General features: G+C 66.4%; 28 protein-coding genes and 2 tRNA genes. 13 read left to right on the top strand and 17 right to left on the bottom strand.

Going from position 1 to position 25,347, the window contains the following annotated elements; all coding sequences use genetic code 11:
- Positions 1-8 precede the first annotated feature (8 nt).
- Complete coding sequence (locus tag J2X98_RS01135; RefSeq protein WP_307303550.1) at positions 9-1,019, bottom strand: alpha-ketoacid dehydrogenase subunit beta; 1,011 nt, start codon at positions 1,017-1,019, stop codon at positions 9-11.
- On the bottom strand, positions 1,019-2,188 hold the full coding sequence (gene pdhA, locus J2X98_RS01130) for a pyruvate dehydrogenase (acetyl-transferring) E1 component subunit alpha (RefSeq protein WP_307303548.1): 1,170 nt from the start codon (positions 2,186-2,188) through the stop codon (positions 1,019-1,021). Before pdhA ends, J2X98_RS01135 begins: the two co-directional genes overlap by 1 nt.
- 194 nt (positions 2,189-2,382) lie before the next feature.
- On the opposite strand from pdhA, the gene J2X98_RS01125 reads away from it, so the two are divergent.
- From J2X98_RS01125 to J2X98_RS01110, 4 genes are all read left to right on the top strand, one after another.
- Complete coding sequence (locus J2X98_RS01125; RefSeq protein ID WP_141940737.1) at positions 2,383-2,856, top strand: Lrp/AsnC family transcriptional regulator; 474 nt, start codon at positions 2,383-2,385, stop codon at positions 2,854-2,856.
- A 145-nt stretch (positions 2,857-3,001) separates the two neighbouring features.
- Positions 3,002-3,544: a hypothetical protein gene (locus J2X98_RS01120; protein ID WP_141940736.1), complete on the top strand. Its 543-nt coding sequence runs from the start codon at positions 3,002-3,004 to the stop codon at positions 3,542-3,544.
- 149 nt (positions 3,545-3,693) lie between these two features.
- Positions 3,694-4,098 carry a DUF4383 domain-containing protein gene (locus J2X98_RS01115; RefSeq protein ID WP_141940735.1) on the top strand — a complete coding sequence of 135 codons (405 nt, stop codon included), beginning with the start codon at positions 3,694-3,696 and terminating at the stop codon, positions 4,096-4,098.
- 16 nt (positions 4,099-4,114) lie between these two features.
- A complete protein-coding gene (locus tag J2X98_RS01110; protein ID WP_307303546.1) occupies positions 4,115-4,744 on the top strand; it encodes a hypothetical protein in 630 nt (209 codons plus the stop codon).
- Between the two features lie 108 nt (positions 4,745-4,852).
- On the opposite strand, the gene J2X98_RS01105 is transcribed toward J2X98_RS01110, so the two are convergent.
- Positions 4,853-6,469 (bottom strand): solute symporter family protein, encoded by a 1,617-nt coding sequence (locus tag J2X98_RS01105; RefSeq protein WP_141940734.1) that lies wholly within the window; start codon positions 6,467-6,469, stop codon positions 4,853-4,855.
- Entirely contained in the window at positions 6,466-6,846 is a 381-nt protein-coding gene (locus tag J2X98_RS01100; protein WP_141940733.1) for a DUF485 domain-containing protein, read from the bottom strand. The genes J2X98_RS01105 and J2X98_RS01100 overlap by 4 nt, the downstream gene beginning before the upstream one ends.
- A 184-nt stretch (positions 6,847-7,030) precedes the next feature.
- Here J2X98_RS01100 and J2X98_RS01095 point away from each other — a divergent pair, with 184 nt between their 5' ends.
- The 5 genes from J2X98_RS01095 to J2X98_RS01075 are packed head-to-tail and all read left to right on the top strand — an operon-like array spanning position 7,031 to position 11,543.
- On the top strand, positions 7,031-8,212 hold the full coding sequence (locus J2X98_RS01095) for a sensor histidine kinase (RefSeq protein WP_141940732.1): 1,182 nt from the start codon (positions 7,031-7,033) through the stop codon (positions 8,210-8,212).
- Between the two features lie 33 nt (positions 8,213-8,245).
- Positions 8,246-8,962 (top strand): LytR/AlgR family response regulator transcription factor, encoded by a 717-nt coding sequence (locus J2X98_RS01090; RefSeq protein ID WP_141940731.1) that lies wholly within the window; start codon positions 8,246-8,248, stop codon positions 8,960-8,962.
- The gene (locus J2X98_RS01085; protein ID WP_307303541.1) at positions 8,959-9,330 is read left to right on the top strand and encodes a hypothetical protein; all 372 of its coding nucleotides are present in this window, start codon (positions 8,959-8,961) and stop codon (positions 9,328-9,330) included. Before J2X98_RS01090 ends, J2X98_RS01085 begins: the two co-directional genes overlap by 4 nt.
- 7 nt (positions 9,331-9,337) lie before the next feature.
- Complete coding sequence (locus tag J2X98_RS01080; protein ID WP_141940729.1) at positions 9,338-10,804, top strand: sodium/solute symporter; 1,467 nt, start codon at positions 9,338-9,340, stop codon at positions 10,802-10,804.
- A 19-nt stretch (positions 10,805-10,823) separates the two neighbouring features.
- Positions 10,824-11,543, top strand: coding sequence for a hypothetical protein (locus J2X98_RS01075; RefSeq protein WP_307303539.1), 720 nt, complete (start codon positions 10,824-10,826; stop codon positions 11,541-11,543).
- A gap of 19 nt (positions 11,544-11,562) precedes the next feature.
- Here J2X98_RS01075 and J2X98_RS01070 read toward each other — a convergent pair whose 3' ends face one another.
- The 6 genes from J2X98_RS01070 to rpsB all read right to left on the bottom strand — a co-directional run bounded on the left by J2X98_RS01070 (position 11,563) and on the right by rpsB (position 16,568).
- Positions 11,563-12,147 carry a DivIVA domain-containing protein gene (locus tag J2X98_RS01070; protein ID WP_307303538.1) on the bottom strand — a complete coding sequence of 195 codons (585 nt, stop codon included), beginning with the start codon at positions 12,145-12,147 and terminating at the stop codon, positions 11,563-11,565.
- A gap of 117 nt (positions 12,148-12,264) precedes the next feature.
- Positions 12,265-13,185 (bottom strand): phosphatidate cytidylyltransferase, encoded by a 921-nt coding sequence (locus J2X98_RS01065; protein ID WP_141940726.1) that lies wholly within the window; start codon positions 13,183-13,185, stop codon positions 12,265-12,267.
- Positions 13,185-13,742: a ribosome recycling factor gene (gene frr / locus J2X98_RS01060; RefSeq protein ID WP_141940725.1), complete on the bottom strand. Its 558-nt coding sequence runs from the start codon at positions 13,740-13,742 to the stop codon at positions 13,185-13,187. The genes J2X98_RS01065 and frr overlap by 1 nt, the downstream gene beginning before the upstream one ends.
- Before the next feature lie 128 nt (positions 13,743-13,870).
- Positions 13,871-14,608, bottom strand: coding sequence for a UMP kinase (pyrH, locus tag J2X98_RS01055; RefSeq protein ID WP_141940724.1), 738 nt, complete (start codon positions 14,606-14,608; stop codon positions 13,871-13,873).
- Positions 14,609-14,758: 150 nt separating this feature from the next.
- Complete coding sequence (gene tsf / locus J2X98_RS01050) at positions 14,759-15,595, bottom strand: translation elongation factor Ts (protein ID WP_141940723.1); 837 nt, start codon at positions 15,593-15,595, stop codon at positions 14,759-14,761.
- 127 nt (positions 15,596-15,722) lie between these two features.
- A complete protein-coding gene (gene rpsB / locus J2X98_RS01045) occupies positions 15,723-16,568 on the bottom strand; it encodes a 30S ribosomal protein S2 (RefSeq protein ID WP_307303531.1) in 846 nt (281 codons plus the stop codon).
- A gap of 446 nt (positions 16,569-17,014) precedes the next feature.
- Here rpsB and J2X98_RS01040 point away from each other — a divergent pair, with 446 nt between their 5' ends.
- Positions 17,015-17,602 (top strand): M23 family metallopeptidase, encoded by a 588-nt coding sequence (locus tag J2X98_RS01040; RefSeq protein WP_307303530.1) that lies wholly within the window; start codon positions 17,015-17,017, stop codon positions 17,600-17,602.
- 50 nt (positions 17,603-17,652) lie between these two features.
- On the opposite strand, the gene J2X98_RS01035 is transcribed toward J2X98_RS01040, so the two are convergent.
- From J2X98_RS01035 to J2X98_RS01010, 6 genes are all read right to left on the bottom strand, one after another.
- Positions 17,653-18,840 (bottom strand): acyl-CoA dehydrogenase family protein, encoded by a 1,188-nt coding sequence (locus tag J2X98_RS01035; protein WP_307303529.1) that lies wholly within the window; start codon positions 18,838-18,840, stop codon positions 17,653-17,655.
- Positions 18,841-18,982: 142 nt separating this feature from the next.
- A tRNA-Ile gene (locus J2X98_RS01030) sits at positions 18,983-19,056 on the bottom strand.
- 76 nt (positions 19,057-19,132) lie between these two features.
- Positions 19,133-20,329: a glycosyltransferase gene (locus J2X98_RS01025; protein ID WP_141940719.1), complete on the bottom strand. Its 1,197-nt coding sequence runs from the start codon at positions 20,327-20,329 to the stop codon at positions 19,133-19,135.
- Between the two features lie 111 nt (positions 20,330-20,440).
- A complete protein-coding gene (locus J2X98_RS01020) occupies positions 20,441-21,349 on the bottom strand; it encodes a DMT family transporter (protein ID WP_307303528.1) in 909 nt (302 codons plus the stop codon).
- Positions 21,349-21,972: a CDP-alcohol phosphatidyltransferase family protein gene (locus J2X98_RS01015; protein WP_141940717.1), complete on the bottom strand. Its 624-nt coding sequence runs from the start codon at positions 21,970-21,972 to the stop codon at positions 21,349-21,351. Before J2X98_RS01015 ends, J2X98_RS01020 begins: the two co-directional genes overlap by 1 nt.
- Before the next feature lie 157 nt (positions 21,973-22,129).
- The gene (locus J2X98_RS01010; RefSeq protein ID WP_307303526.1) at positions 22,130-22,981 is read right to left on the bottom strand and encodes a phage holin family protein; all 852 of its coding nucleotides are present in this window, start codon (positions 22,979-22,981) and stop codon (positions 22,130-22,132) included.
- Positions 22,982-23,157: 176 nt separating this feature from the next.
- Between J2X98_RS01010 and J2X98_RS01005 the strand changes: the two genes are divergently transcribed.
- The 3 genes from J2X98_RS01005 to J2X98_RS00995 all read left to right on the top strand — a co-directional run bounded on the left by J2X98_RS01005 (position 23,158) and on the right by J2X98_RS00995 (position 25,113).
- The gene (locus tag J2X98_RS01005; RefSeq protein WP_307303524.1) at positions 23,158-24,381 is read left to right on the top strand and encodes a multidrug effflux MFS transporter; all 1,224 of its coding nucleotides are present in this window, start codon (positions 23,158-23,160) and stop codon (positions 24,379-24,381) included.
- Positions 24,382-24,433: 52 nt separating this feature from the next.
- Positions 24,434-24,628, top strand: a complete 195-nt coding sequence (locus tag J2X98_RS01000; RefSeq protein WP_307303521.1) for a glycine zipper 2TM domain-containing protein — start codon at positions 24,434-24,436, stop codon at positions 24,626-24,628.
- Positions 24,629-24,705: 77 nt separating this feature from the next.
- Positions 24,706-25,113, top strand: coding sequence for a hypothetical protein (locus J2X98_RS00995; protein WP_141940713.1), 408 nt, complete (start codon positions 24,706-24,708; stop codon positions 25,111-25,113).
- A gap of 86 nt (positions 25,114-25,199) precedes the next feature.
- On the opposite strand, the gene J2X98_RS00990 is transcribed toward J2X98_RS00995, so the two are convergent.
- A tRNA-Asn gene (locus J2X98_RS00990) sits at positions 25,200-25,272 on the bottom strand.
- Positions 25,273-25,347: the final 75 nt, after the last annotated feature.

Here is a 25,347-nt window from a genome sequence, read left to right as displayed (position 1 = left end):
GGTGGCGCTCATCCTTCCAGGCCGCTCAGGGAATTGGGGCGGCCAAGGGCCCGGTCCACGCCGTCCAGGATCCGGTCCAGGCCCGGCAGGTGGTGCATTTCCAGCTTGGAGTATGGGTAGGGGATGTCGAACCCCGTCACCCGGACCGGGGCCGCCTCGAGGTGGTAGAAGCACCGTTCCGTGATGCTGGCCGCCACCTCCGCGCCGAGCCCGCCGGACTGCGCCGCCTCATGCGTGATCACCAAACGCCCGGTCTTCCGTACCGAGGCCACCACGGGTTCGTAATCCACGGGTGCGAGCGAGCGCAGGTCGATGACCTCGATGGAGATGCCTTCGTCCGCAGCGGCGGAAGCGGCGTCCAGTGCGGTCTTGACCAGGGGCCCGTAGGCCACCAGGGTGACGTCGCTACCGTCGGTCAGCACGCGTGCCTTGTCCATGGGCAGGGCCATGGCAGGATCCACGGACTCGTCCACCTCGCCTTTGTCGTGGTAGCGCCGCTTGGGCTCGAAGTACAGCACCGGATCATCGCAGGAGATGGCCTGCTGAATCACCGTGTACGCGTCCTGCGGGTTGGCCACCGTGACCACCCGCAGCCCGGACGTGTGGGTGAAGTAGGCTTCCGGGGATTCAGAGTGATGCTCGGGCGAGCCGATGCCGCCGCCGAACGGAACCCTGATGGTGATGGGCATCTTCACGGCACCCCGCGTGCGGTAGTGCAGCTTCGCCACCTGGCTGACGATCTGGTCGAATGCCGGGTAGATGAAACCGTCGAACTGGATCTCCACCACCGGCCGGTAACCCCGGTACGCCAGGCCTACCGCAGTGCCCACTATGGCTGATTCGGCCAGCGGCGTGTCCACCACGCGGTGCTTGCCGAAGTCCTTTTGCAGGCCGTCGGTCACCCGGAACACGCCGCCCAGGGCGCCGATGTCCTCTCCGAGGAGAACCACCTTGGAGTCGTTTTCCAGCGACTTGCGCAGCCCGGCATTGATGGCACGGGCAAAGGTCAACTGGGTCATCAGCGTGCACCTTCCTCTGAAACGGCACCTGCGGGATCGCCGAAGGAGGCCAGATACCTTGCGTAATGGTCCTGCTGGCGTTCCAGCCAGGAGTTGGGGGTGCTGTAGACGTGCTTGAAGATGTCCATGGGCTGCGGGTCCGGCATGGTGGTGCAGCCGCGGCGCATATCGGATGCGACGGCGTCGGCCTTGGTCTTGACCTGCTGCTGCAGCTCGGCGGTCAGGAGGCCCTTCCGCTCCAGGAGGCCAGCCAGCCGGGTGATGGGGTCCTTGGCTGCCCAGTCCTCGAGCTCGTTGGCATCGCGGTAGCGCGTGGGGTCATCGGCCGTGGTGTGGGGCCCCATGCGGTAGCTGACGGCCTCGATGAACGTGGGTCCACCGCCGCGCCGCGCCCGGTCAAGGGCCAGCCGGGTGGCGGCCATGACCGCCAGGACATCGTTGCCGTCCACCCGAAGGCTGGGGATGCCGAAACCGGTGGCCCGGTCCGCAAGCTGGATATGGGACTGGAGCCGCACTGGCTCCGAGATGGCCCAGTGGTTGTTCGTGCAGAAGAACACCACCGGCGCCTGGAAGCTGGCCGCGAAGACCATCGCCTCGTTGACGTCGCCCTCACTGGTGGCGCCGTCGCCGAAGTACGTAATTGCCGCAGCATCGGCACCGTCATTCTGGATCCCCATGGCGTAACCGGTGGCATGCAGGGTCTGGGCGCCGATGATGATCTGGGGCGTTGCCATGTTGATGCTGTAGGGGTCCCAGCCACCGGCGGCGTTGCCGCGCCATACGCGGAGGAGGTCGGTCAGGTCCACGCCCCGGCAGTACGCAACGCCGTTCTCGCGGTAGCTGGAGAACACGAAGTCGTCCGCCCGCAGGGACCTCCCGGACCCGATCTGGGCTGCCTCCTGGCCCAGGAGCGGCGGCCAGAGCGCCAGTTCACCCTGCCGCTGCAGGGCCGTGGCCTCAACATCGATGCGGCGGATAACCGTCATGTCCTCGAACAGGGAACACAACTGCTCGTCACTTACGTCCCGGACCCAGAAATCGAACTCCGGATGGCTGATCCGCTCTCCCGCGGGGGTGATCAGCTGGAGAAATTCCGGCCCGGTTCCGCCAGGGTTTCCTGCGCTTTGGGGGGTCTTTGCGCCGCCATGGCCCGTTTCGTCTGTAGACACGATTGCCGCAACCTTCGTACGTTGTTGACCAGTGGTTTCCCGGGCTTTTGGCCCCTGCCGCCACCGGCCTTCCGGGCGTCATTGCCCCAGATACTGTGACCCTACTCACAATAGCCAGGGGGTACAACCACCAAGGAATTTTCTGAGCAAAGTGCCCTGCCGGCCGCCCGCCCACCGTGCTAGCGTTGCGCATTATGCGAGCTTTGGATGGCACTGACACCCGACTGTTGTCGGCTCTGGCACAGGATCCCCGCCGGACCGTCGTTGCCTTGGCGCAAAAGCTTGGCCTGTCCCGCAATACGGTCCAGGCGCGGATGGGCCAGCTGGAGAAAAAGCACGTCTTCCTGTCCTTTGAACGGAGGATCAACCCGGCGGCACTGGGGTACCCGCTTATGGCGTTCATCTCGGTGCATGTCCAGCAGCAGAAGCTGGGGCGCCTGGCGGAGGAGATCGCCGCCATCCCGGAGGTCCTGGAGGGGTACGGGCTGACGGGCTCCGCGGATTTGTTGCTGCGGGTGGTGGCCCGGGATGCCGAGGACCTGTTCCGGATCAACGGCAAGATCCTGGCCTGTGACGGGGTGGAGCGGGCGGACACTGCCCTGGCGATGGGCGAGCTGATCCCCTTCCGGGTGCAGCCCCTGCTGGAGCGGGGCTCCGGGGAAACCTAGCGGCAGCAACCGGACGCCGGGCGTCCTGTGGCAAATACGACGGCGGCGCACGGGGTTATAGGCTGGTTCCAGTCATGTGCCGGCCGGGAAGGTCCGGACCGCCCCGCGGGGCCGGCGCGCCCGTTCACGAAGGAAGGCCCAGTCCTTGAGCATTCCCCAGGATCCACACCGGCAGGGCCCGGCGGGCTATCCGCAGCAGCTTCCCCCAATGCCGGAGCATCCGGCGCCGTTCGGTCTGCCCGGCGAGCCGCCCCGGGAGCGGAGCCGGCGGAAACTGTGGATCGTCCTTGGCAGCATCGGTGCCGTGCTGCTGCTGGTGGTCATCGGCGTCGTCATCCTGGTGAACGTGGTGGGCAGTGCCACCAACCAGGCCAGGGGCCTTGCGGACGACTTCACCAGGAAGGTGATCGCGGGCGACTCAGCCTCAGCATACGACCAGTACCTGGACCCTGCCCTGCAGCAACAGCTCTCCAAGGAGGCCTTCATCTCGGGGGTGCAAAGCCTGGAAATGGACAGCTCCTGCACGCCCGCCTACAACGACCTGAAGGTGACCACCGACAACGGGGTGAAGTCTGCCGAAGTGGTGGGCCAGATCAGCTGCACCGGCAAGAAAGTGGATCTTGCCTATAAGTTCGAAGGCCGGGACCAGCTCCGGATGGTCAACATCAAGCTGCGCCCTGCGGCCTAGCCAAAACCACGCAGCCGGGGAAATGGAAAGCGTACTGATCTTTCCACCCATCCACGGCCATGCATGATCCGAATCGCTTCCGAGGGTCCCGCCCAGGGATCCCAAGCCGGCGGGAACAAGCCACCCGCCCCAACGGAAGGATTCGGGCCATGCGCAATTCACCCAACCGCCTCATCGCCACCGTCTTCGGAGCCGTCTACCTGCTGGTGGGCCTCCTGGGCTTCGCTGTCACCTCGGGCATCGGTTTCGCAGCCACCGAGGGCGCGAACCTCATCATCTTTGAAGTCAACCCGCTGCACAACGTCATCCACCTTGCCATCGGCGCCGCGCTGCTCCTCGCCGGACTCCGCGGAACGGCCGGCGCCCGCACAGTGAACGCCACCGTGGGCGCCGTCTACCTCCTGGTGGGCATCGTGGGCCTGTTCCTGCTGAACTCGCCGCTGAACATCATCGCCCTGAACGGTGCGGACAACGTCCTCCACCTTGCCAGCGCGGTACTCCTGCTCGGCGTCGGGCTGTCCCTGGACAAGGCTCCCGCCGCCGCCCGGGCCTAACATGCCAACGCCCGGCATGGGAGCGCTCAGGACTGCAGCGCCATTCCACCACCCGGCGCCCCCACCGGTGTCCCAGTCGCACCCCACGGTTCGCCTGGTCACCGGGATCGCGGGCTTTGGTGCAGCGTCGGTCAACCTGGCCATCTCCTCAAGCCTCTTCGCGGCCGGTGCCCCCGGTCCCGGAATCCCCGCAGCGGCTGCCGTGGCAGGACTCTGGGGCGCCGCATTGCTGGCCGGGGCCGTGATGTTCCTGGCCAAGGACCTGCTGATGGGCAGCCGATGGGTGCGCGCGGCGCTGGCAGCCGCCGCGGCCGTGCACCTGGCGGCCCTGGCCTTCCCCACCGCCGCCACCTCCGGGCTCGGCCTGACACAGCTTTCGGCTCTCCTGCTGACGCTGATGATCCTCGCCGCGCTCGGATGGCTCAGGAGGCAAAACGCCGGCCAGGAAGGTCGTCAACAGGATGGTGGACTGCTGCAGGAACCGGCAGGTGTGCGGCCCGGCCGGCTCTTGCTGGCGGCGTTCGCCGGCGCCGTGCTGGTGGCAGGAATAACGACGCCGGGGCTCGCCGCCTCCACGGCCGGCCAGTATGCGGTCCCGCACGGCGAACACGGGAGCCTGGCGCCCGGCGGACACCACCAGCACTGAACCCGCCAGGGTCCGGAGCCGACACGACCGGAAGGCGCCCCGGCCGAACGAAAGAGCCTCCATGCCGCGGCAGCGGCAGGAGGCTCTTCACGTTAAGCCGGGTTCCTTCTAGTGGTCCACGGCCTTTTCGGCGCCGATGCCGGTCAGCGAACGGACCTCCATCTCGGCCTGCTTTGCGGGATCCTCCCGCCTCTTGTCCAGAGTGGTGCCCAGCCAGCCCAGGAAGAACGCCAGGGGGATGGACACGATGCCCGGGTTGCTGAGCGGGAAGAGCGCGAAGTTGGCCCCCGGGATCATCGAGGTCTTCGCTCCGGAGACCACCGGGGAGAACACGATGAGCAGGATCGCGGAGGCCAGGCCGCCGTACATGCTCCACACCGCGCCCTGGGTGGTGAACTTCCGCCAGAACAGCGAGTAGATGATGGTGGGCAGGTTCGCTGAGGCGGCCACGGCGAAGGCGAGCGCCACCAGGAAGGCCACATTCTGCCCGTTGGCGAAGATGCCGCCCAGGATGGCCAGGATGCCGATCACCACCACGGTGCGCCGGGCCACCCGGACTTCCGTGGCGGCGTCGGCCTTGCCCTTGGCGATGACGTTGGCGTAGATGTCATGCGCGAAGGAAGCGGCGGCCGTGATGGTCAACCCGGCCACCACGGCCAGGATGGTGGCAAACGCGACTGCGGAGATGAAGCCGAGCAGCAGCGGGCCACCCAGGTGGAACGCCAGCAGCGGAGCAGCCGAGTTGACGCCGCCGGGGGCGCCCTTGATCGTGTCCGCGCCGACCAGCGCCGCAGCGCCGTAGCCCAGCACCAGGGTGAACAGGTAGAAGATACCGATCAGCCAGATGGACCAGACGACCGATTTGCGGGCTTCCTTGGCGGTCGGGACCGTATAGAAGCGCATCAGCACGTGTGGCAGGGCGGCGGTGCCCAGCACCAGCGCCAGGCCCAGGGACATGAAGTCCAGCTTGGAGGTGTCCGACTTGCCGTACTGCAGGCCCGGGTTGAGGACGGCCGGGTTCTTGGCGGTCTCCACGGCGCCGCCCAGGAGTGCGGAGAGGTTGAAGCCGTAAATGGCCAGGACCCACAGCGTCATGACGGCCGCGCCGGCGATCAGCAGCATTGCTTTGATGATCTGCACCCAGGTGGTGCCCTTCATGCCGCCGATCAGCACGTACATGATCATGAGGGCGCCGACGACGATGATCACCAGGGCCTGTCCGCCCCAGTCGCTGATACCCAGCAGGAGGGAGATCAGGCTTCCCGCGCCGGCCATCTGCGCCAGCAGGTAGAAGAAGCAGACGGCGAGGGTGGAGATGGCCGCGGCGATCCGGACCGGGCGCTGCTTCAGCCGGAAGGACAGCACATCCGCCATGGTGAACTTACCGGTGTTGCGCAGCAGTTCGGCAACCAGGAGCAGCGCCACCAGCCACGCCACGAGGAAGCCGATGGAGTACATGAAACCGTCGTAGCCGTTGATGGCGATGGCACCGGTGATGCCCAGGAAGGATGCTGCCGACAGGTAGTCCCCGGCAATGGCGGTGCCGTTCTGCGAGCCGGTGAACGAACGTCCCGCCGCGTAGTAGTCGGCGGCGGTCTTGTTGTTCCGGCTGGCGCGGAACACGATCACCATGGTCACGGCCACGAACAGGGCGAAGATGCCCATATTCAAAAGAGTGGTGTCCTTGAGGGCGGAGACGTCCACCGCGGCGGGAATTGCGATCATTTGTTGGCTCCGCCCACTCGGTTTCCGTGCTTATCGAATTCGTGCCCCTCGATGCCATGCCTGATTTCCGTGGCGATGGGGTCCAGCCGCTTGTTGGAGTAGTGCACGTACCAGCCGGTGATGGCGAACGTGGAGACGAACTGGAGCAGGCCCAGGATCAGGCCGATGTTGATGTTGCCCCAGACCTTCGTGGACATGAAATCCACCGCGTAGTCGGCCAGCAGGACGTAGGCGAAATACCACAGCAGGAAGGCCACTGCCATGGGGAAGACAAAGCTGCGGTGACGCTTGCGCAATTCCTGGAACTGCCCGGTCGATTGGACTTGCTCGAAGTCCACGGACGCCGCTGCGTCCGGAGTATGGGCATCATTACCCATCGTTCCTCCTCATTGAGTTGCCGGAACACACCGGGCGGCAGGCCCTGATCCACACAGGGGCACCGCAGATGTGACACCCATCACTCTGCGGCCCGGCCACCGCTGTGTTCCAGCACTTCGGTGCCCACTGTCGCTCAACGGTTGCGATGCTGCGGCAAGCGGCTGCCGCCGCTACGCTGGGCGCATGCCGGATTCCCCCCTCCTCACCGCCGCAGCCGTGGCAGTGATCGCCATGGCGATTGCCGTCGTCGTCGGCGTGGGCCTGAAGGTGCTTCGCTCCTTCCGGGAGCTGGGCACCGACGCCGAGCGCGCCACGTACCACACGCTGCACGCGGCATCGCAGGCCGGGCAGCACCTGCGGCGCGGCCTGAACCCTACCGGCGCAGCGAAGGCCAGCCGCCAGCTGCGCGCCCTGCTGGCCTGCGACGCCCTGGCGATTACGGACACCTCAGGGGTCCTGGCCTGGGACGGAGGCGCCGAAGACATCAGGCCGCGCCTCTTCGAGCTCGCCGCGGATGTCCTGGCATCCGGGCGCACAGCCGTGCTCTCCGCGGGAGCCGGCGGCACCGGTGGCCGCCTCGCCGGGGTCATCGCGCCGGTGCGGGCCGGCACCCGCGTGGTGGGGGCTGTGGCCGCCTTCGCGCCTGCCGCGGGGGCAGGCCTGGTCAGGGCAACGGGGGAAGTGGCTGACTGGGTGGCCGTCCAGGTGGAACTCGCCGAGCTGGACGCCTCCCGCACGCTGTTGATGGAAGCGGAAGTCCGGGCACTTCGGGCCCAGATCAGCCCGCACTTCATCTACAACTCCCTCAACGCCATCGCGTCCTTCATCAACACCGATCCGGAGCGCGCCAGGGAACTGGTGGTCGAGTTCGCCGACTTCACCCGCTACTCGTTCCGGCGCCACGGCGACTTCACCACGCTTGCGGAGGAACTGCGCTGCATCGACCGCTACCTGCTCCTGGAGCGTGCCCGGTTCGGGGACCGCGTGCAGGTGAGCCTCCGCGTGGCACCTGAAGTCCTCAGCACCGTCATCCCCTTCCTCAGCCTCCAGCCGCTGGTGGAAAACGCCGTCCGGCACGGACTCGAGGCCAAGGCCGGCCCCGGGCATATCAGCATCACGGCGGAGGACGCCGGCGCCTTCGCCGAGGTCACCATCGAGGACGACGGCGTGGGCATGGATCCGGAGCAGCTCCGTTCGGTGCTGGCCGGCCACACCGATGGCGACCACGTGGGGCTGCGGAACGTTGATGCACGCCTCCGGCAGGTGTACGGCAACGACCACGGCCTGGTGGTGGAAACGGCACCCGGCGAGGGAACGCTGATCACCATGCGCGTGCCGAAGTCCCAGCCCGGCCATGATGCGTGAAGCAGCCCCTGCCGCTGGAAGTACCCTAGGAGCATGATTAACGTCCTCGTCGTTGATGATGAGCTGCCCGCCGTGGAGGAACTGGCCTTCCTGCTGGGCAGGGACGAGCGCATCGGAAAGGTGGCGCGGGCCACGTCCGGGGCCGAAGCGCTCACGGCCCTGTCCGCCGGCGGCATCGACGCCGTATTCCTGGACATCCACATGCCCGCGGTGTCCGGACTGGACATTGCCGGTGCCATCGCCCGGAGCAGCAATCCGCCGGCCGTTGTGTTCGTCACCGCTGACGAGGACCACGCGCTGGCTGCTTTCGAACTCGCCGCCGTGGACTACCTGCTCAAACCCGTCCGCGCCGAGCGGCTTGCCCGGTCCGTGGGACGCATCAGTGAACTGCGCGACGGCGGGACAGCGCCTGAGATGATCACGGTTGACCAGGGCGGGACCACCAGGATGATCCGCCGCGACGACGTCACGTACGTCCAGGCCCAGGGCGACTACGCCCGGCTGCACACCGCGGATGCCAGCTACCTCATCCGGGTGCCGCTGGCGGACCTGGAACAGCAATGGGCCGATGCCGGCTTCATCCGTACCCACCGTTCCTATTTGGTGGCCCTCAAGCACGTGTCCTCGATGAAGCTGGCGGCCGGCGGACCCCGCGTCACGGTGGCCGGCGCGGGCCTGCCCATCAGCCGGCGCCACCTGCCGATCGTGCGGGAGAAGCTGGAGGCCACCAGGATCAGGCCGCACGCATGACCCGGGTCCGGGTCACGGCCCCTCTTGCCTCCCCCGGCACGCCTGCCCGTGGTGTGCCCCGTCCCCTGGAGTCCCGCGAGGCCGCCCAGGACTCCGACGTGGGACAGGTATTTGTCCGGTCACTGATACGGTCCCAGCTGCGGCTGGCCCTGGTGGTGGCCGGTGGCTTCCTGCTGATCCTCGCCGCGTTCCCGGTGGTCCTGGTGCTGGTTCCCGGGCTGGCCGACGCGCGGATCGCCGGGATCCCCTTTGGCTGGCTGCTGCTGGGCGCCGGCATCTACCCCGTGATCGGGCTGAGCGCATGGCTGTACGTCAGGACCGCGGCGCGCAACGAGGCCCGGTACCGGGACCTGGCCGGGGAACAGTGATGACCGGGTGAACGCCGGTTTGGCCATCACGGCCGTCACTGTGGTGTCCCTGGCCACCGCCATCATTGGGTTCTACGGGCTGAGGGTCTCGCGCACCACGGGTGACTTCTACGTCGCTTCGCGGACGGTGCGGCCCTGGTGGAACGCATCGGCCATCGGCGGGGAGTACCTGTCTGCCGCCAGTTTCCTGGGCGTGGCCGGCCTCATCCTGTTATCCGGGACCGATGCGCTCTGGTTCCCCGTGGGCTACACCGCCGGCTACCTGATGCTGCTGCTCTTCGTCGCCGCCCCGCTGCGTCGGTCCGGAGCCTATACGATTCCCGACTTCACGGAATCCCGCCTCTCGTCCCGGACGGTACGGCGGGTGACCAGCCTGGTGGTGGTGATGGTGGGATGGCTGTACATCGTGCCGCAGCTCCACGGCGCCGCGCTGACCATCCACATCGCCACTGGCCTGCCGTCCTGGGTGGGGTCGGTGGCGGTCGTGGTGGTGGTGTGCCTCACGGTGGTGGCCGGGGGGATGCGTTCCATTACCTTTGTCCAGGCATTCCAGTACTGGCTCAAGCTGACGGCACTGGCCGTGCCCATCCTGTTCATCATTTTCGTGTTGGCCGGGCAAGGCACCGAGCCGCAGTCCCTGCCCGCGGCCAACCCCACGGGCGTGCCGCCGGCCGGCCTGTACCAGAACGTCTCCCTGCTGGTGGCGCTGCTGTTCGGCACCCTGGGGCTGCCGCACGTCCTGGTGCGTTTCTACACCAACCCGGACGGCCAGTCCGCCCGGCGGACCACCCTGATCGTCCTGGGGCTGTTGTCCGTGTTCTACCTCTTCCCCACCGCCTACGGCCTGGTGGCACGTATGTTCGCCCCCGGGCTTGCCCGTTCGGGACAACCGGACGCCATGGTCCTGCGGCTGCCCGGCGAACTCGTCGGCGGGGTTCCGGGGGACCTCCTCTCCGCCCTGGTGGTAGCCGGGGCGTTCGCAGCGTTCCTGTCCACCACCTCGGGCCTGGTGGTGTCCTTGGCCGGCGTCATCAGCCAGGACGTCCTGGGCGGCGGGGTCCGGGGATTCCGGCTCGCGGCCGTGGTGTCCGCCGTCGTCCCCCTTGGTTTTGCCTTTATGACCGGGTCCCTGGCGCTGGCCGGAAGCGTTGGCCTCGTCTTCGCCTTCACCGCCTCCACCGTGTGCCCGGTCTTATTGCTGGGGATCTGGTGGCGCGGCCTGACGGATGCCGGAGCCATCGCCGGCATGGTGACCGGTGGCCTGCTGTGCGGCGGGGCGATGATCGCCGCGGCCGTGTCCGGTTCGGACCTTGCGCCGGCGTGGCTTGCGCAGCCTGCGGCGTGGAGCGTGCCCACCGCCTTCGCCGTGATGGTCACCGTCTCCAAGGCCACCCCGCACCGGATTCCAGCCACGATGCCGCGGATCATGACCCGCCTCCACACTCCGGAACGGCCGCTGGCAACCGAGAGGTGATCAGGAGGACAATAGCGCCATGTCCATGGAGGACGGCGCCGTGTCCAGCCAGCACGGCTCCCGCCAAAACGCCTCGCAGCACGAAGCAGGGGTTCCCGCCGCGGTGCGGGCCCAGCTGCTCGCCACGGAACATTGGGGGCTGCTGGCATCGCGCAGCACGGCCCAGGCCGAGGTGCTGACCCGCATCAGCATGTTCCTCACCTTCACCTCGGCCAGCGTGGTCAGTGTGGCGCTGGTGGGGCAGGCGACCGGATTTTCCGACGCCTTCGTCCTGCTGGCCGTGGTTGTCCTGTTCATCGACGCCGCAATCGGGGTCCTGACGCAGCTCAGGGTGATGAATGTCGCCCACGAGGACCTGATGTACGTCACGGCGGTGAACAGGCTGCGGGCCGCTTACGTGGACCTGGACCCAGGCGTGGCCCCATACCTGATGTCGGCACACCACGACGACCAGGCCGGTTCCGTCCAGACCTACTACTTTTTCGGCAACCGTGGCAGCTTCAGCCACGTGGCGGGCAGCAGCATGATCTTCATGACGACGGCGAACGCCGCCTTGATTGCCATCCTTGCGGGCCTGCTGGTCACGCTGGCGGGCGCCGGCACGGCACCGGCCGCGGTGACGGCCGCCCTGTGCGGAGGCGGGTTCTTGGCGGTGACCGCCGTTCAGGGGTACCGGAGCTACCGCACCATCTGGCGCCGTTTCTCGCCGCTGTCCCCCACCCCTCCGCCCGGGGTGTAGGGCCTGTTTTCACAGCCGGTCAGTCGATGGCCGCCATCAGTTCCACAACCCGGTCCAGGAAGGCATCGACCTGCGATTCCTCGTAGCCCTCACGCCCAACTGCGGGGCGGAAGACGGCGCGCCGCACGCTGTCCACGCTCAACGGCTTGTCCTGCTCGAGGTAGGCAACAAGTTCGCGGCACAGCCGGTCGACGTCGTCCGTGTTGTAGCTGCGGGCCTTGTTCCTTGTGGGCCGGCGGAAACGCTCTCCGTCCGGCCGGTGCAGCCGGCCGCGAAGGATGCCGGAAAGGTTGCCGATCTCGCGCAGCCAGGCGTCTTCGCCGCGGGCTGCAATCAGCTCATCGCGTTCCCTCCGGGCGAAGGCGTCCTCCAGCCGGTCCAGCGCGGCGTCCACCACGGCGGCCGAGTAGCCGCCCTTGACGGGGTCGAAGGACACGGCCCTCACATCAGTGCTGTTGACGGGATCGGTGGCGGCTTCAGGCGTTTCCAGGGAGACCCGGGCCCGCTGCAGGAACTGATCCACCTGCCGGGCGTTGTACCCGTACTCATTGCGCTGCACGCGCTCAAAGGACGCAGGGATCTGCCGATGAATGTCCAATGCCACTTCGATTCCTTCAATGCTCTTCAGCCGTAGTGCTTCCGCACCAGTTTAGGGTGCCGGGCGTGGTGCGCCCGCGCCGGACCCTGTTTGTGTCAGGTGCCCGGGTACGCCGGGCAGAGGTTATGCGCCGGCCACCAGGCCGTACAGGATAAAGGCCACCGGTGAGGCGAAGACGATGGAGTCCAGCCGGTCCATCACTCCCCCGTGCCCGGGCAGGATACTGCTCATGTCCTTGACGCCGAGTTCGCGTTTGACCATGGACTCGGCGAGGTCGCCGGCGGTGGCCGCTGCCACCGTTCCCACGGCCAGGACCAGGCCAACCCACCAGGGCTTGTCCAGCACGAAGATGGCTGCCAGGATGCCGATGACCACGGCACCTCCCACCGATCCCGCGAACCCCTCCCAGGACTTCTTGGGACTGATCTTCGGCGCCATCGGGTGCTTGCCGAGGGACGCCCCCACCAAATAGCCGAAGGTGTCGTTGGAGACCACCAGCAGCAGCATGACGGCGATCTCCCACGCCCCGATGGGTGCCAGGCCGCCGGGCCAAAGCCCCAGCGGCGTCGTGCCGGCCGCGTGCAGGGGCAGGGCCGCGAAGCTGATGAAGAACGGCACCCAGCCCAGGGTGAAGACGCCCGCGAAAATACTATTGGCCGATCCGGCGGCGCTTTCGATCGAACGCCACAACAGGACCGCCACCGCGCTGAGCAGGAGGGCAAACAGCTGGCTCTCGATCCCGCCGAAATAGGCGGCGAACGGCAGGGCCACCGTCCCGGTCATTACCGGCACGATCGGCATCCTGGTGCCGTTGGCTTCCAGGGCCCGGTAGACCTCCCAGACGCCGAAGACGGCGAAGGCCGTGACGATGGCTACGAATGCCAGCGGGAGGAACAGCAGGCCACCCAGGACTGCCACGAGCATGGCCAGGCCCACCGCGACTGCGGCGGGGAGGTTCCGCCCGGCCTTTGGTGTCGGGTTGCTCCTGGGCTGCTTCCCCCGTGTGCGCGCCCTGGCTGCCGGGGCCTGATCTGCCTGGCCCATCAGACTTCGAGCAGCTCTGCTTCCTTGCGCTTGAGCAGCTCGTCGATGCCGTCCACGTGGGCCTTGGTGAGGCTGTCCAGTTCCTTCTCCGCGCGGGTGCCTTCGTCTTCTCCGGCTTCGCCGTCCTTCACCAGGCGGTCCAGGGTCTCCTTGGCCTTGCGGCGGATGTTGCGGATGGAGACCTTGGCGTCCTCGCCCTTGGTCTTGACGATCTTGACGTACTCCTTGCGGCGTTCCTTGGTCAGTTCAGGAATGGTGATCCTGATGACGTTGCCGTCGTTGGACGGGTTGGCGCCGACCTCGGAATCGCTCAGGGCGCGCTCGATGTCACGCATGGCGGACTTGTCGAACGGGGTGATCAGGATGGTGCGGGCGTCCGGGATGGCAAACGAGGCCAGCTGCTGCAGCGGCGTGGGCGAACCGTAGTAGTCCACCAGGACCTTGTTGTACAGGCCGGGGTTGGCACGGCCGGTGCGGACGGAAGCGAAGTCTTCCTTGGCTACCTCAACCGCCTTGTCCATCTTTTCTTCGGCTTCGAGCAAGGTTTCTTCGATCACGGTCTCTCCTGACGGTTCTGGTGCGGTCCGGGACGCCGGTTTATGCACTCACGCGGTTCTTTGTTGCTGGTTCCATCCGCGCCGGGAGGGGCGGGGATGGAACTGTCCTGAAATCATCCTAGCCGCAGCTAGGCGGTGACCAGGGTACCCAGCTTCTCGCCAAGGATGGCGCGGGTGACGTTGCCTTCACCCTCCATGCCGAAGACCACCATGGAGAGGTTGTTGTCCTTGCACATGGTCATGGCTGTCTGGTCCATGACGCGGATGTCGCGGCGCAGGGCGTCGTCATAGCTGAGGGTTTCCAGCCGCTCGGCGGTGGGGTCCTTCTTGGGGTCTGCGGTATAGACGGCGTCCACCCCGCTCTTGGCCATGAGGACCACGTCAGCGTGGACTTCCAGGGCGCGCTGGGCCGCCACCGTGTCGGTGGAGAAATACGGCAGGCCGGCGCCGGCGCCGAAGATCACGACGCGGCCCTTTTCCATGTGGCGGATGGCCCGGCGCGGGATGTAGGCCTCGGCCACCTGGCCCATTGTGATGGCACTCTGGACCCGGGTCTCCACGCCTGCCTGCTCCAGGAAGTCCTGGAGGGCAAGGCAGTTCATGACCGTTCCGAGCATGCCCATGTAGTCGGCACGTGAGCGGTCCATTCCGCTCTGGGACAGTTCAGCGCCGCGGAAGAAGTTACCGCCGCCCACCACGATGGCCACTTCCACCTGGGGGACGGCAGCGGCGATCTGCTTGGCAACGTTGCGGACGGTTTCGGGGTCGACACCCAGTTTCCCGCCGCCGAAGACCTCGCCCGAGAGCTTCAGGAGGACCCGCCGCCGGCTCTTCTCTGAATTCGTGACAGTGTTGACGGCTTCCATGATGCCTTCCCGTTGGTGACGTTCGAAAAAAGGGTATCCTGCCGGATCCAGTGGTCGGAACCGGCCGCGCTCCATATGGACTGGCTTCCAGCGGATTGGGCGCATGCAAAAGGGGCGGCCACCGAAGTGGCCACCCCCTTGCAGTTTCGACTAGGAGCCGACGCGGAAACGCGTGAACGCGGTTCCCTTGACACCGGCCTCTTCGAGGACCTGTGCCACGGACTTCTTGGCGTCCTTCGCGAATGCCTGGTCAACCAGGACCTCACCCTTGTAGAAGCCCGTCACGCGGCCTTCCACAATCTTGGTGAGGGCGGCCTCGGGCTTGCCCTCGGCCTTGGCGGTCTCCTCGGCGATGCGGCGCTCGGACTCGACGAGCTCGGCCGGAACGTCCTCACGGGTGAGGTAGTTCGGAGCCATGGCGGCGATGTGGACGGCGACGTCGTGGGCGGCGGCGGCAGCGGCTTCACCTTCACCGTCGACTGCGAACAGCACGCCGACCTGGGCCGGGAGGTCCTTGGAGGTCTTGTGCAGGTAAGCGTCAACCGTTGCACCCTCGATGCGGGAGATGCGGCGGACAACAACCTTTTCGCCCAGTATGGCGCCCTCTTCGACGACGACCTCGGACAGCGGCTTGCCGTCGACGTCGGTGGCGAGCAGGGTCTCGAGGTCGGCAGCGCCGGACTCGACGGCCACGGCCAGGACCTTGTCGGCCAACTGGATGAACTTGTCAGCCTTGGCAACGAAGTCGGTCTCGCAGTTGACCTCGATCATGACGCCGACGCCGTTGCTGACCTTGGCGGCCACGAGGCCTTCGGCGGTGGAGCGGCCTTCACGCTTGGTAGCGCCCTTGAGGCCCTTGATGCGGATGATCTCGATGGCCTTCTCGGCGTCACCGTTGGCTTCGTCAAGAGCCTTCTTGACGTCCATCATGCCGGCGCCGGTGCGCTCGCGCAGGGCCTTGATGTCCGCGGCAGTGTAGTTCGCCATGTGAACCCCTCTGTCTAGAAATGTTTGGTGGTGTACGGACCGACAGGACGGCAGCCCACGGGTGCGGGCCGCCATCCTGTCAGCAGCTCCGGCTGCGGACAGCGCGGAGAAATCCGGATTTTGTGTCTTACTTCGCGTCTTCGGCGGGAGCCTCGGCAGGAGCCGGAGCTTCAGCGTCCTCTGCCGGGGCGGCAGCGGCTTCGGCCTTGTTGCCTTCGAGGAGCTCGCGCTCCCACTCGGCCAGCGGCTCTTCCGGAGCTTCGGTGGCGCCAGTGCCGCGGTTGTTGCGGGCGATCAGGCCCTCGGCAACGGCGTCGGCAACAACGCGGGTCAGGAGGTTCACGGAGCGGATGGCGTCGTCGTTGCCCGGGATCGGGAAGTCGACTTCGTCCGGATCGCAGTTGGTGTCCAGGATGGCCACAACCGGGATGTTCAGCTTCTTGGCCTCGTCAACGGCGAGGTGTTCCTTCTTGGTGTCGACAACCCAGAGCACGGACGGAGCCTTGGTCAGGTTGCGGATACCGCCCAGGTTGGACTCCAGCTTGGTGAGCTCGCGCTTGAGGAGCAGCAGTTCCTTCTTGGTGTAAGCGGAACCGGCGACGTCGTCGAAGTCGATCTCTTCGAGTTCCTTCATCCGCTGGATACGCTTGGCAACCGTCTGGAAGTTGGTCAGCATGCCGCCGAGCCAACGCTGGTTGACGTAGGGCTGGCCAACGCGGGTTGCCTGCTCGGCAATTGCTTCCTGGGCCTGCTTCTTGGTTCCGACGAAGAGCACGGTGCCGCCGTGGGCAACAGTGGCCTTGACGAACTCGTAGGCACGGTCGATGTAGGACAGCGACTGCTGCAGGTCGATGATGTAGATGCCGTTGCGCTCGGTGAAGATGAAGCGCTTCATCTTCGGGTTCCAACGGCGGGTCTGGTGTCCAAAGTGGACGCCGCTGTCAAGCAGCTGGCGCATGGTTACGACGGGCATTCCGACGCTCCTTTATTTTCCGGCAGGTCATTCATGAGAGAACCCGGGGGCTTCTTACCCTGCCAATAGTTGACGGTTGATCAGCGTGGCCCGGACGGGCCGTGCTCCTGGCATCCACCGTTCTTCCCATCAGGACAAAAGCCTGACCGCAGGAAGTGCGGTCCTCCCCGGACGACGCCGGAGCGTTGGCCGCAGGAGGGCTGGATGCGCGTAGTCAGCCGCCGCTCCCCCACACTCCTGAATGAGATGTGCCGACGCAATCCGGACAGGGCCATACACCGCGGGGGTGAACCACTGGACGGGATGCGTTGAGGGCGCAGCAAACTGCTCCATCAAGTGTACTACAGGCGCCCCCGCCCATCAGACAGCCGGACCCTGCCGCACCGTTGTCCACATAGCCGGCACCGGGCCTCCCGGCGCTCCCCTCACACGGACAGGCTGGGGGCATGAAAGCACCAATCCTCCTGGCCGCGCTCCTGCTGCTCCCCGCGTCCGTGGCATCAATTCCCGGGCCGGCCCTCCACTACAGCGGGGCGGGAAACGGGCAGTCTTCCGCGGCACGGCCTGCCGGCAACCAACAGGCAAGTACGACGACGGGCGGCGCAGCGGGTGCCAGGCTTTCCTGGCTGTGGCCGCTGGCACCGCGGCCGCCCGTGCTGCGCGGTTTCGATCCGCCGCCCAGGCCCTGGCTCAGCGGACACCGCGGGGTGGACCTCGACTTTGCGGCAGGAACGCAGGTCAGGTCGCCCGCAGCGGGAACGGTGAGTTTCGTGGGAGCGGTGGTGGACCGTCCCGTGATCACCATCGATCACGGGAATGGGCTGCGCAGCAGTTTCGAACCGGTGGACAGCAGGCTGGCTGAAGGCTCCACTGTTGCTGCGGGCCAGGTCATAGGCACCGTCCTGCCGGGGCACTGCGTCGCTGCACAGTGTCTGCACTGGGGCGTCCGGGACGGTGAGGACTACGTCAATCCTCTTCAGTTCGTCCTGGACCTCCGCCCCTCTATCCTGCTGCCGCTGCGTGGCCCGCCGTAGACCGTCCGGCCGCGCACGCCCTGGCGCGGCAGCCACGCACCCACCCGCGGCTAGACGATGGCGGAAATGCCGGTGATGGCGCGGCCCGTGACCAGGGTGTTGATTTCGGCCGTGCCCTCGTAGGAGTAGATGGCCTCGGCGTCGGCGAAGATCTTGGCCATCTCATAGTCGGTTACGATGCCGTTGCCACCCAGGATGCTGCGGCCCAGGGCCACGCTGTCCCGCATGCGCGCGGTAGCGAAGGCCTTGGCCAGCGCGGACTGTTCATCCTTGGCAATACCCTCATCCTCCAGTTGGGAGAGCCGGACCATCATGCCCATGGAGCTGACGGTATTGCCGAGGATCCGGACCAGCTGGTCCTGGATCAGCTGGAAGGAGGCCAGGGGCCGGCCGAACTGGTGCCGCTCCACCGCGTAGCGGCGGGCAACGTCGAAGGCGGCCAACTGGAGGCCCACGGCCTGCCAGGCGACCGACAGCCTGGTGGCCTTGAGGACCTTGTTGACGTCGCGGAAGCTGTTGGCGTTGGCCAGTTTGAAGTGGTCCGGGACCGCCACGTCTTCCAGGACGATATCTGCGTTCTGGACTGTCCGCAGGGAGATCTTGTTCTCGATCTTTGTGGCACTGAAGCCGGCCAGCGAGGTATCCACCATGAAGCCCTTGACCTGGTTGTCCGCAACATCGCGGGCGTACACCACGACCCAGTCGGAGAACGTGGCGTTTCCGATCCATCGCTTTGCGCCGTTGAGGATCCAGCTGTCACCGTCCCTGCGCGCGGTGGTCCGCGTTCCACCTGCCACGTCGCTGCCGCCCAGGGGCTCGGTCAGGCCGAAGGCGCCGATCTTTTTCAGGGCGTAGATATCAGGCAGCCACTCGTCCTTTTGCTCCTGGGACGCCAACAACTCGATCGAGCCGGTGAACAGGCCGTCGTGCACGCCGAGGAAGGTGGCAATGGAAGCATCAGCGCGGGTGACCTCCGCATGCAGCATGCCCGCGAACAGATTGGAGTAGCCCTGCCGCCGGACCGGGCTCACCAGGTCCAGCCCGGCGAACTTCGGCACCAGGTCCATCGGGAATTCGCCGCGGTTCCAGCAGTCCGCCGCCACAGGTTTGACCTCGCGCGCCAGGAAGTCACGGACCTCGGCGAGCCGGTCCTGCTCCTTGCCGGACAGAAGCTGCTCGAAGGCGAAGAAATCGCCATCCGCGTAGGGAAGCTCGTGGGATTCGGCTGAGGGGGCCATGAATACCTTCTTTGATGATCAGCGGTGACCATGCACGGGACGGAGCACGGTATGTTACTGGTCAGTAACATACCGCAGGGAATGGGGTTAACCAAGAAAACCGCGGCCGACGAAGATCGTCGGCCGCGGTTTGCAGCAGGGGTAGGGCTACTCGGACTTGAACCGAGGACCTTAGGATTATGAGTCCCGCGCTCTAACCAGCTGAGCTATAGCCCCCCAAAACCCCGGGAGCAGGTGTTTGAGCGCCGCGCTCCGGCAGGGCAAAAACACTCTAGCAAACCCGGGAAAGGCTTCAGACCACTTTGTCCTCATACGTGGCGCCGCGGTACAGGTCCTCGAAGGTCTGCAGGGTTCCCTGGAGGCTGTGTGGTTCCACCATCTGCCGGCTGGCGCGGCCCATGGCACGCTGTTCGTCTTGGGGCAGTTCCAGGACCTGGGTGATCTTCTTGGCGAGGTCGTCGCTGTCGTTGGGCGTGAAGAGGTAGCCGTTCTCACCGTCACGCACCAGATGCGGCAGGGCCATGGCATCGGCCAGGACCACCGGGGTGGAGGCGGACATCGCTTCCAGCGTCACGAGAGACTGCAGTTCCGCCGTTCCGGGCATGCAGAACAGGTCGGCGCGGATGTAGGCAGTGCGCAGTTCGTCGTCGCTGGCAAGGCCCAGGAACTTGACCCTGTCAGTGAGTCCGAGCCGGCGCACGAGGTCTTCCAGGGCGGGACGCACTTCCCCGCCACCCACGATTTCCAGGTGTACCTGCAGCTGTGGCGGGGTCTTGCTGATGGCCTCGATCAGCACGTCCACGTGCTTTTCCTCTGCGAGGCGTCCCGCGAAGAGCACGGTGGGGTGGGCGTGCGGCTCGATGTGCTCACCGGGCTGCAGTTCGTAGGCCGCGGAGTCGATGCCATTGGAGAGCGGCAGGACCTTGCGGAGGAAGGCGTGGTCGTGCATCGCCTTGGCAGCCAAGGGCGTGGGCGTGGTGACAACGTCAGCCTGGCCCATGACCTTGCCCATGTCCTTCCAGGAGACGCGCCCGATTATGTCCTTGAACCACTGCGGGAACGGCAGGAAGGGGTTCAGGTTCTCGGGCATGAAGTGGTTGGTGGCGACAATGCGGACGCCGCGCTTCACGGCCTCGTAGAGAACGTGCTCGCCAATCATGTAGTGGCTCTGGATGTGTACGACGTCCGGTTTGACCCGGTCGAAGAGAAGGCTGATTTCCTTCTTGATTTCCCAGGGGAAACAGAGACGGAAGCTTTCGTGCGTGAACGCCCGGTGCGAGCGGAGCCGGTGCACGGTCGCTTCCTCGCGGAACTCGGTGAAACTCTTTCCCTTGCTGTCCCGCGACGCCAGGACATGGACGTTGTGGCCCCGGGCAGTCATGCCCTTGGCCAGCCGGTACCCAAACTGGGCAGCGCCGTTGACATCCGGCGGGTACGTATCGGCGGCGATCAGGATGGTCAGGGGGCGCTGGTCGGCGGGCGTGGTCATGGGAGTACTCCTGATGGTCACGGTGCGGGCAGCGTGGAACTGACAGCACGGTTGGCCTGCGGCGCGGGGGCACGGGGCCTCGTGGGATTGCTGGGTCGTGAAGGGAATGGGCTAGTGGGACGGCCTGCCGGCGGCCTTGCGCGCGTCCTTCCTGCGCTTGGTGACCTCCGGGTGGTGCCGGGAAAGGGCGATAACCCCAACGATAGCAAGGCAGGCGGCGGTTCCCATCGCAATCGCCATCACGGCATGGACGTCGGGACGCAGTTCGCCCAGGATGATGACGCCGATGGCAATGCCCACCATGGGGTCGATCACCGTGAGCCCGGCGATGACCAGGTCCGGCGGTCCGGTGGAATAGGCGCTCTGGACGAACCACGAACCCAGGCCGCCGGCGGCGATGATAGCCACCACCGAGTACCACTGCACGTTCAGCAGGAAGAGGCCGTTGGGATCCAGGAGGTGCTTGCCGATGATCCTGGTGAGGACCGCCACGAAGCCAAACAGGATGCCTGCGCCAAGGATGTAGATGAACGCGTTCATGCGGTGCCTGAAGGTCACGGCCAGCGTGCCGAAGAGCCCGACCGCCAGGGCCAGGAGCAGCACTATGGTGAGCTCGTCCGCGGGACTGACATGGTGGCTTTCCTGGGTGACGTTGACCGCCAGGAGGACGAAGAGCGCCGATCCCGTGACGCAGGCGGCGATGGAGACGGCGGTGGCGCGGTTAATGGTCAGGTCCTGGTCGCGGGCGTTGACGACGGTGGTGATGACCAGCGCGATGGCGCCGATGGGCTGGATCACCGTGAGCGGCGCGGACACCAGGGCTACGGCATTCATGGCCATGCCCGTGCACAGCAGCAGGAGCCCGAACATCCACCGGGGATTGCGGAGCAGGCGGAGGAAGCCGTTGGAACTCAGGGCAAGGCCGCCGGTGTCGGCCTTGACGGCGCTCCCCTGGCGCTGGGCACCCAGGGCGAGGCAAAAGGCGCCGAGCACCGCCAGGCCGACGGCCAACCACACCATCAGCCGTTCCCGCCGTCGTGCTGTTTCAATTCCCTGCCCTTTCGCAGGATGGCCCAGAAGTAGTTATACGCGGCAACCCAGTGGCCGATCAGCCCGAGGCCAAGGACCACCCAGGCGGCAATGAAGAGCTGGTCCGAAACCCCGGTATCCAGGCGGGAGAGGACCAGAAGCGGGGTGCCCAGGAGCAGCAGCCCCGTCCGCACCTTGCCCACCACGCTGACGGGGAGGTCAGGGTGGCCACGGAAGAAGGAGAGCGTCAGGGCCAGCAACACAGCATCAGGCACCACCAGCGCGGCCAGGTAGAGCCAATGTACGACGCCGGCAATCACCAGGGTGCATGCCACGGCCAGCAGGGCCAGCCGGTCGGCGATGGGGTCAAGGACCCTGCCGAGCCTGGAGGCCTGGTCGAAGCGGCGCGCAATGTAGCCGTCAATCCAGTCCGTCCCGGCCATGACGGCGAGGACGATCACCCCGGCTCCGTATTCCTTTTGGGCCAGGACGAGCCACATGAACAGCGGAACACCCATGAACCGCACCACGGTGAGCAGGTTGGGGATGGTGAACACGAGGTCGTGATCCACCTGGGGGCGGCCGGGGCGGGCGCCTGCGCCAATGAACTTCACCCGTCCCCTCTCCTTCCTGCGGCGCGGCAGCGCGGTGTGTCGGTGATGGATTGTTCGCGGAGACCCTGTTTGCCTGCGCCCTGCATCCCTGTTTCTTTTAGCGTGCCTTCTTTACCGTAGCCCGGTTCGGCAGGACGCTGCGCGTGGAAAACAGGGCCTAGGCGGAGCGGAACAGCTTGCGGAGGAGGACCAGCATAACCGTCCCCGCTGCCACGAAGGCCGCGAGCGGCTTCCAGCGCTTCGACAGCTCCGCCGAGCCGGAGACCCCGGCGAGCCTTTGGCCTGCCGCATCAACGCTGCGCCGGGCCAGGACCTGGCTCTCCCGCAGTTTGACCTGGGCGGCCGCCAGCAGGTACCGGGCCTGCGTCTTGAGGTCCAGTTCGGTGCCGAGCTCGTCCCGGACTTCGGTGAGATGGTGCCGCCGCTGGCTCAGGCGCCGCACCAGCTCGGGTTCGGACGCGTGCGGGAACTCCTGGCTCTGCTGGGCAGCCTTGGCTTCCTTCTCGGCCTTGGCCTTGGCAGCCGCTTCGGCCTTTGCGGCCTTCGCCGCCTTGGCCTCCGGGCTGTCCGGATCCAGGACAGCCGGGTTGAAGGCGGAACCTTCGCGGGCCACCCCGATGTCGTGCCTGATGCCGCGGATGGTTTCCTCGGGCATCAGCGGCATGGCTTTCTTGAATCTTGCCAGGCCGACCAGTCCGCCGATGAGGGCGATGATGAGGAACGCGGCGGAGACCAGGAGCGCTGCCAGCCAGGCAGGCATGATGGTGGCCAGGCCCATGATGGCTGCGACGATCAGTCCAACCACCAGGAGCGCCAGGAAGAGCAGCGCCACGGCGAAGAAGGCCGCGGCCACTCCCACCTGGATGCCCTTGCGTTTGAGTTCGATCTTGGCGAAGGCGATCTCGTCGTTGAGCTGGCGGGGGGCCAACCGGAAAAGGAGTCTTGCCGTCCCGGGCAGCGCAGTGATGCGCAATCCCGGGCTGGTGCGCCCGCTGTGACGTCCGCTCATCGGTTCCGCCTTACTGGTTCATGGGTCCATACTGCTTCCGTTGCTGCGGAAATGTGCAGCCGCACAGTCCACGCCCCCAAACTACCATTCAGTTCAGGACGAACTTGGGGGCTTGCCGGGCGGCGCGGCCTACAACGATGCAAAAACGCTTCCGGCCGGGCCTAGGATTGTTCTTCGTGACCAATCCCCCCAATCCGGGCGACTTGCTGAGCCGCCGCCGGAAGCTTTTGTATATCCTCCTCCTGGGCGCCCTGACCGCCCTTGGTCCGTTCACGATCGACCTGTACCTGCCCGCCTTCCCGGCCCTGGAGGCCAGCCTGGGGGTGACCGAGGCCCAGGTCCAGCTGACGTTGGCAGGGACCACGGTGGGTTTTGCGTTCGGGCAACTGGTGGTGGGACCCTTCAGCGACAAGTTCGGCCGCCGGGTTCCCCTGATCCTGGCCACGGCACTGCACATCACTGCGTCCCTGGGAGCCGCCCTGTCCGCTGACATCACCACGCTGGGTATCTTCCGCGTCCTCATGGGCGTCGGTGCCGCCGGCGGCGGCGTGGTGGCAATGGCCATGGTGCGGGACCTGTTTTCCGGATACGCCATGGTGCGGATGTTCTCGCGGATGTCCCTGGTCAACGGACTGGCGCCCATCCTGGCCCCCGTCATCGGCTCCCAGCTGCTCCTGGTGATGCCGTGGCCAGGCATCTTCGTCTTCCTGGCAACCTACGGGACCCTGGTGATCACGGCGGCCCTCCTCCTGGTGCGCGAGACTCTTCCCCCGGAAAAGCGGGGGCAGAGCGGCATGACTGCCGGGCAGCGCTACAAAGCGCTCTTCAGCGACCGGATCTTCGTGGGTCTGCTCATGGTGGCCGGGTTCAACTTCGGCGGCCTCTTCACCTACCTCTCGGCGTCGCCCTTCCTTTTCCAGGACGTGTTCGGCTTTTCCGCGCAGCAGTACGGGCTGCTCTTTGGCATCAATTCCCTGGGCATCGTGGCAGGCGTGCAGACGAGTTCGCGGCTGATCAGGATCGTCCCGCCGCAGTGGATCCTTGCCGGGGCCACGGCCTGGATGTTCCTGATGGCCCTGCTGATAGTGGTGTTCGACCGGGCCGGCCTGGGCCTGTGGGGCGTCATGGTGCCGCTGTGGTTCTACATCATGGGCACCGGCTTCATGTTTCCCTGTGTCCAGGTACTGGCGCTGGCAGCCCACGCAGCGCAGGCAGGTACAGCGGCATCACTGCTTGGGGCGGCAACGTTCCTCATGGCCGGGCTGATCTCCCCCGTCGTGGGGTGGCTGGGCATCACCAGCGCGGCCCCGATGGGCGCCGTGCAGGCCGCCTGCATCCTGGCTGCTATTGGAGCACTGTGGCTGGTGGTCCGTCCCCGCACTGTACCCTCAATCCATTGAGTCGCCCCGCCGCTGCCGCCACAACCCCGGAGCTCCACAAGGAAGGCCGTCCATGAGCCGAAAACCGCACCGGAACAGCAGGGGACTTTTCCTCGGGGCGGTGCTGGGCGCCGTCGTGGGCTATTTCGCCGGCCGCGCCGTGGGCAACCCCGCCTGGGGCATCATCCTGGGGACGCTGGCCGGCGCCGCGCTCCTCTACCGGGTGAATCCGGGGCCGCGGAACCGGGGGCCGGGGAAACGCCGGTGAGAATGCGGGCCGCAGGGTTTTGTCCGCCCGGGGAGCCTTCCCTGCCTTACTGCCCCCTCCCGCGATAAAATAATCCCGTGCCCAGCTGGCAGAACCAACCGCCACTTCCGGCCACATGGCAACGGTGCGACGCCCGGATCCTGCCACTGTGGTGGGAACGCCTGTGTGCGCAGGCGGGACAGCAGTCAGCGGCCCTGTACGCCGCCGGGCTGTTCACGGAAGACCGGCGCCGGCCCATCGCCCAATGGTTCAATCCCGCCTTCAAAGCAGCCCTGCTGGTGGCGCCGGAGACCTCCCCCGAATGGCCCGTGCAGCGGTTCGGAATCTTCTACGCTCCCCCGGACTCCGGGTTTGTCAGGATCCACTCGGCGCCGCACGAATGGAACCCCCGGGAGCCCCGGAAGTCGCCCACCGAGACGGAGGCCTTCCAGGCAGCCATCGCCGAGGCCGAAAGGTTCCTCCAGGTGGAAATGGACTTCGTCTGACCCACCGCCCCACAGCCAGGCTTCCCACCCCGCGGAAAGAAAAAGCCCCGTTCCTCCAGCTGGAGGAACGGGGTTTTTTCGTAGCGCTCCTCCTGCTGGACTTGAACCAGCAACCCTTCGATTAACAGTCGAATGCTCTGCCAATTGAGCTAAGGAGGAATGAAGCAGGTATGACATTAGCAAAGGTTTCCGGCGGAAGGGAAATCGGCGGAATTCCGGGCCCAGACGGTCCAT

The organism is Pseudarthrobacter enclensis (assembly GCF_030811655.1).
In the GTDB taxonomy this organism is placed as follows: Bacteria; Actinomycetota; Actinomycetes; order Actinomycetales; family Micrococcaceae; genus Arthrobacter; species Arthrobacter enclensis_A.
The sequence above is the reverse complement of the archived record's forward strand: the minus strand, read 5'-3'. Positions and strand labels throughout refer to the sequence as shown.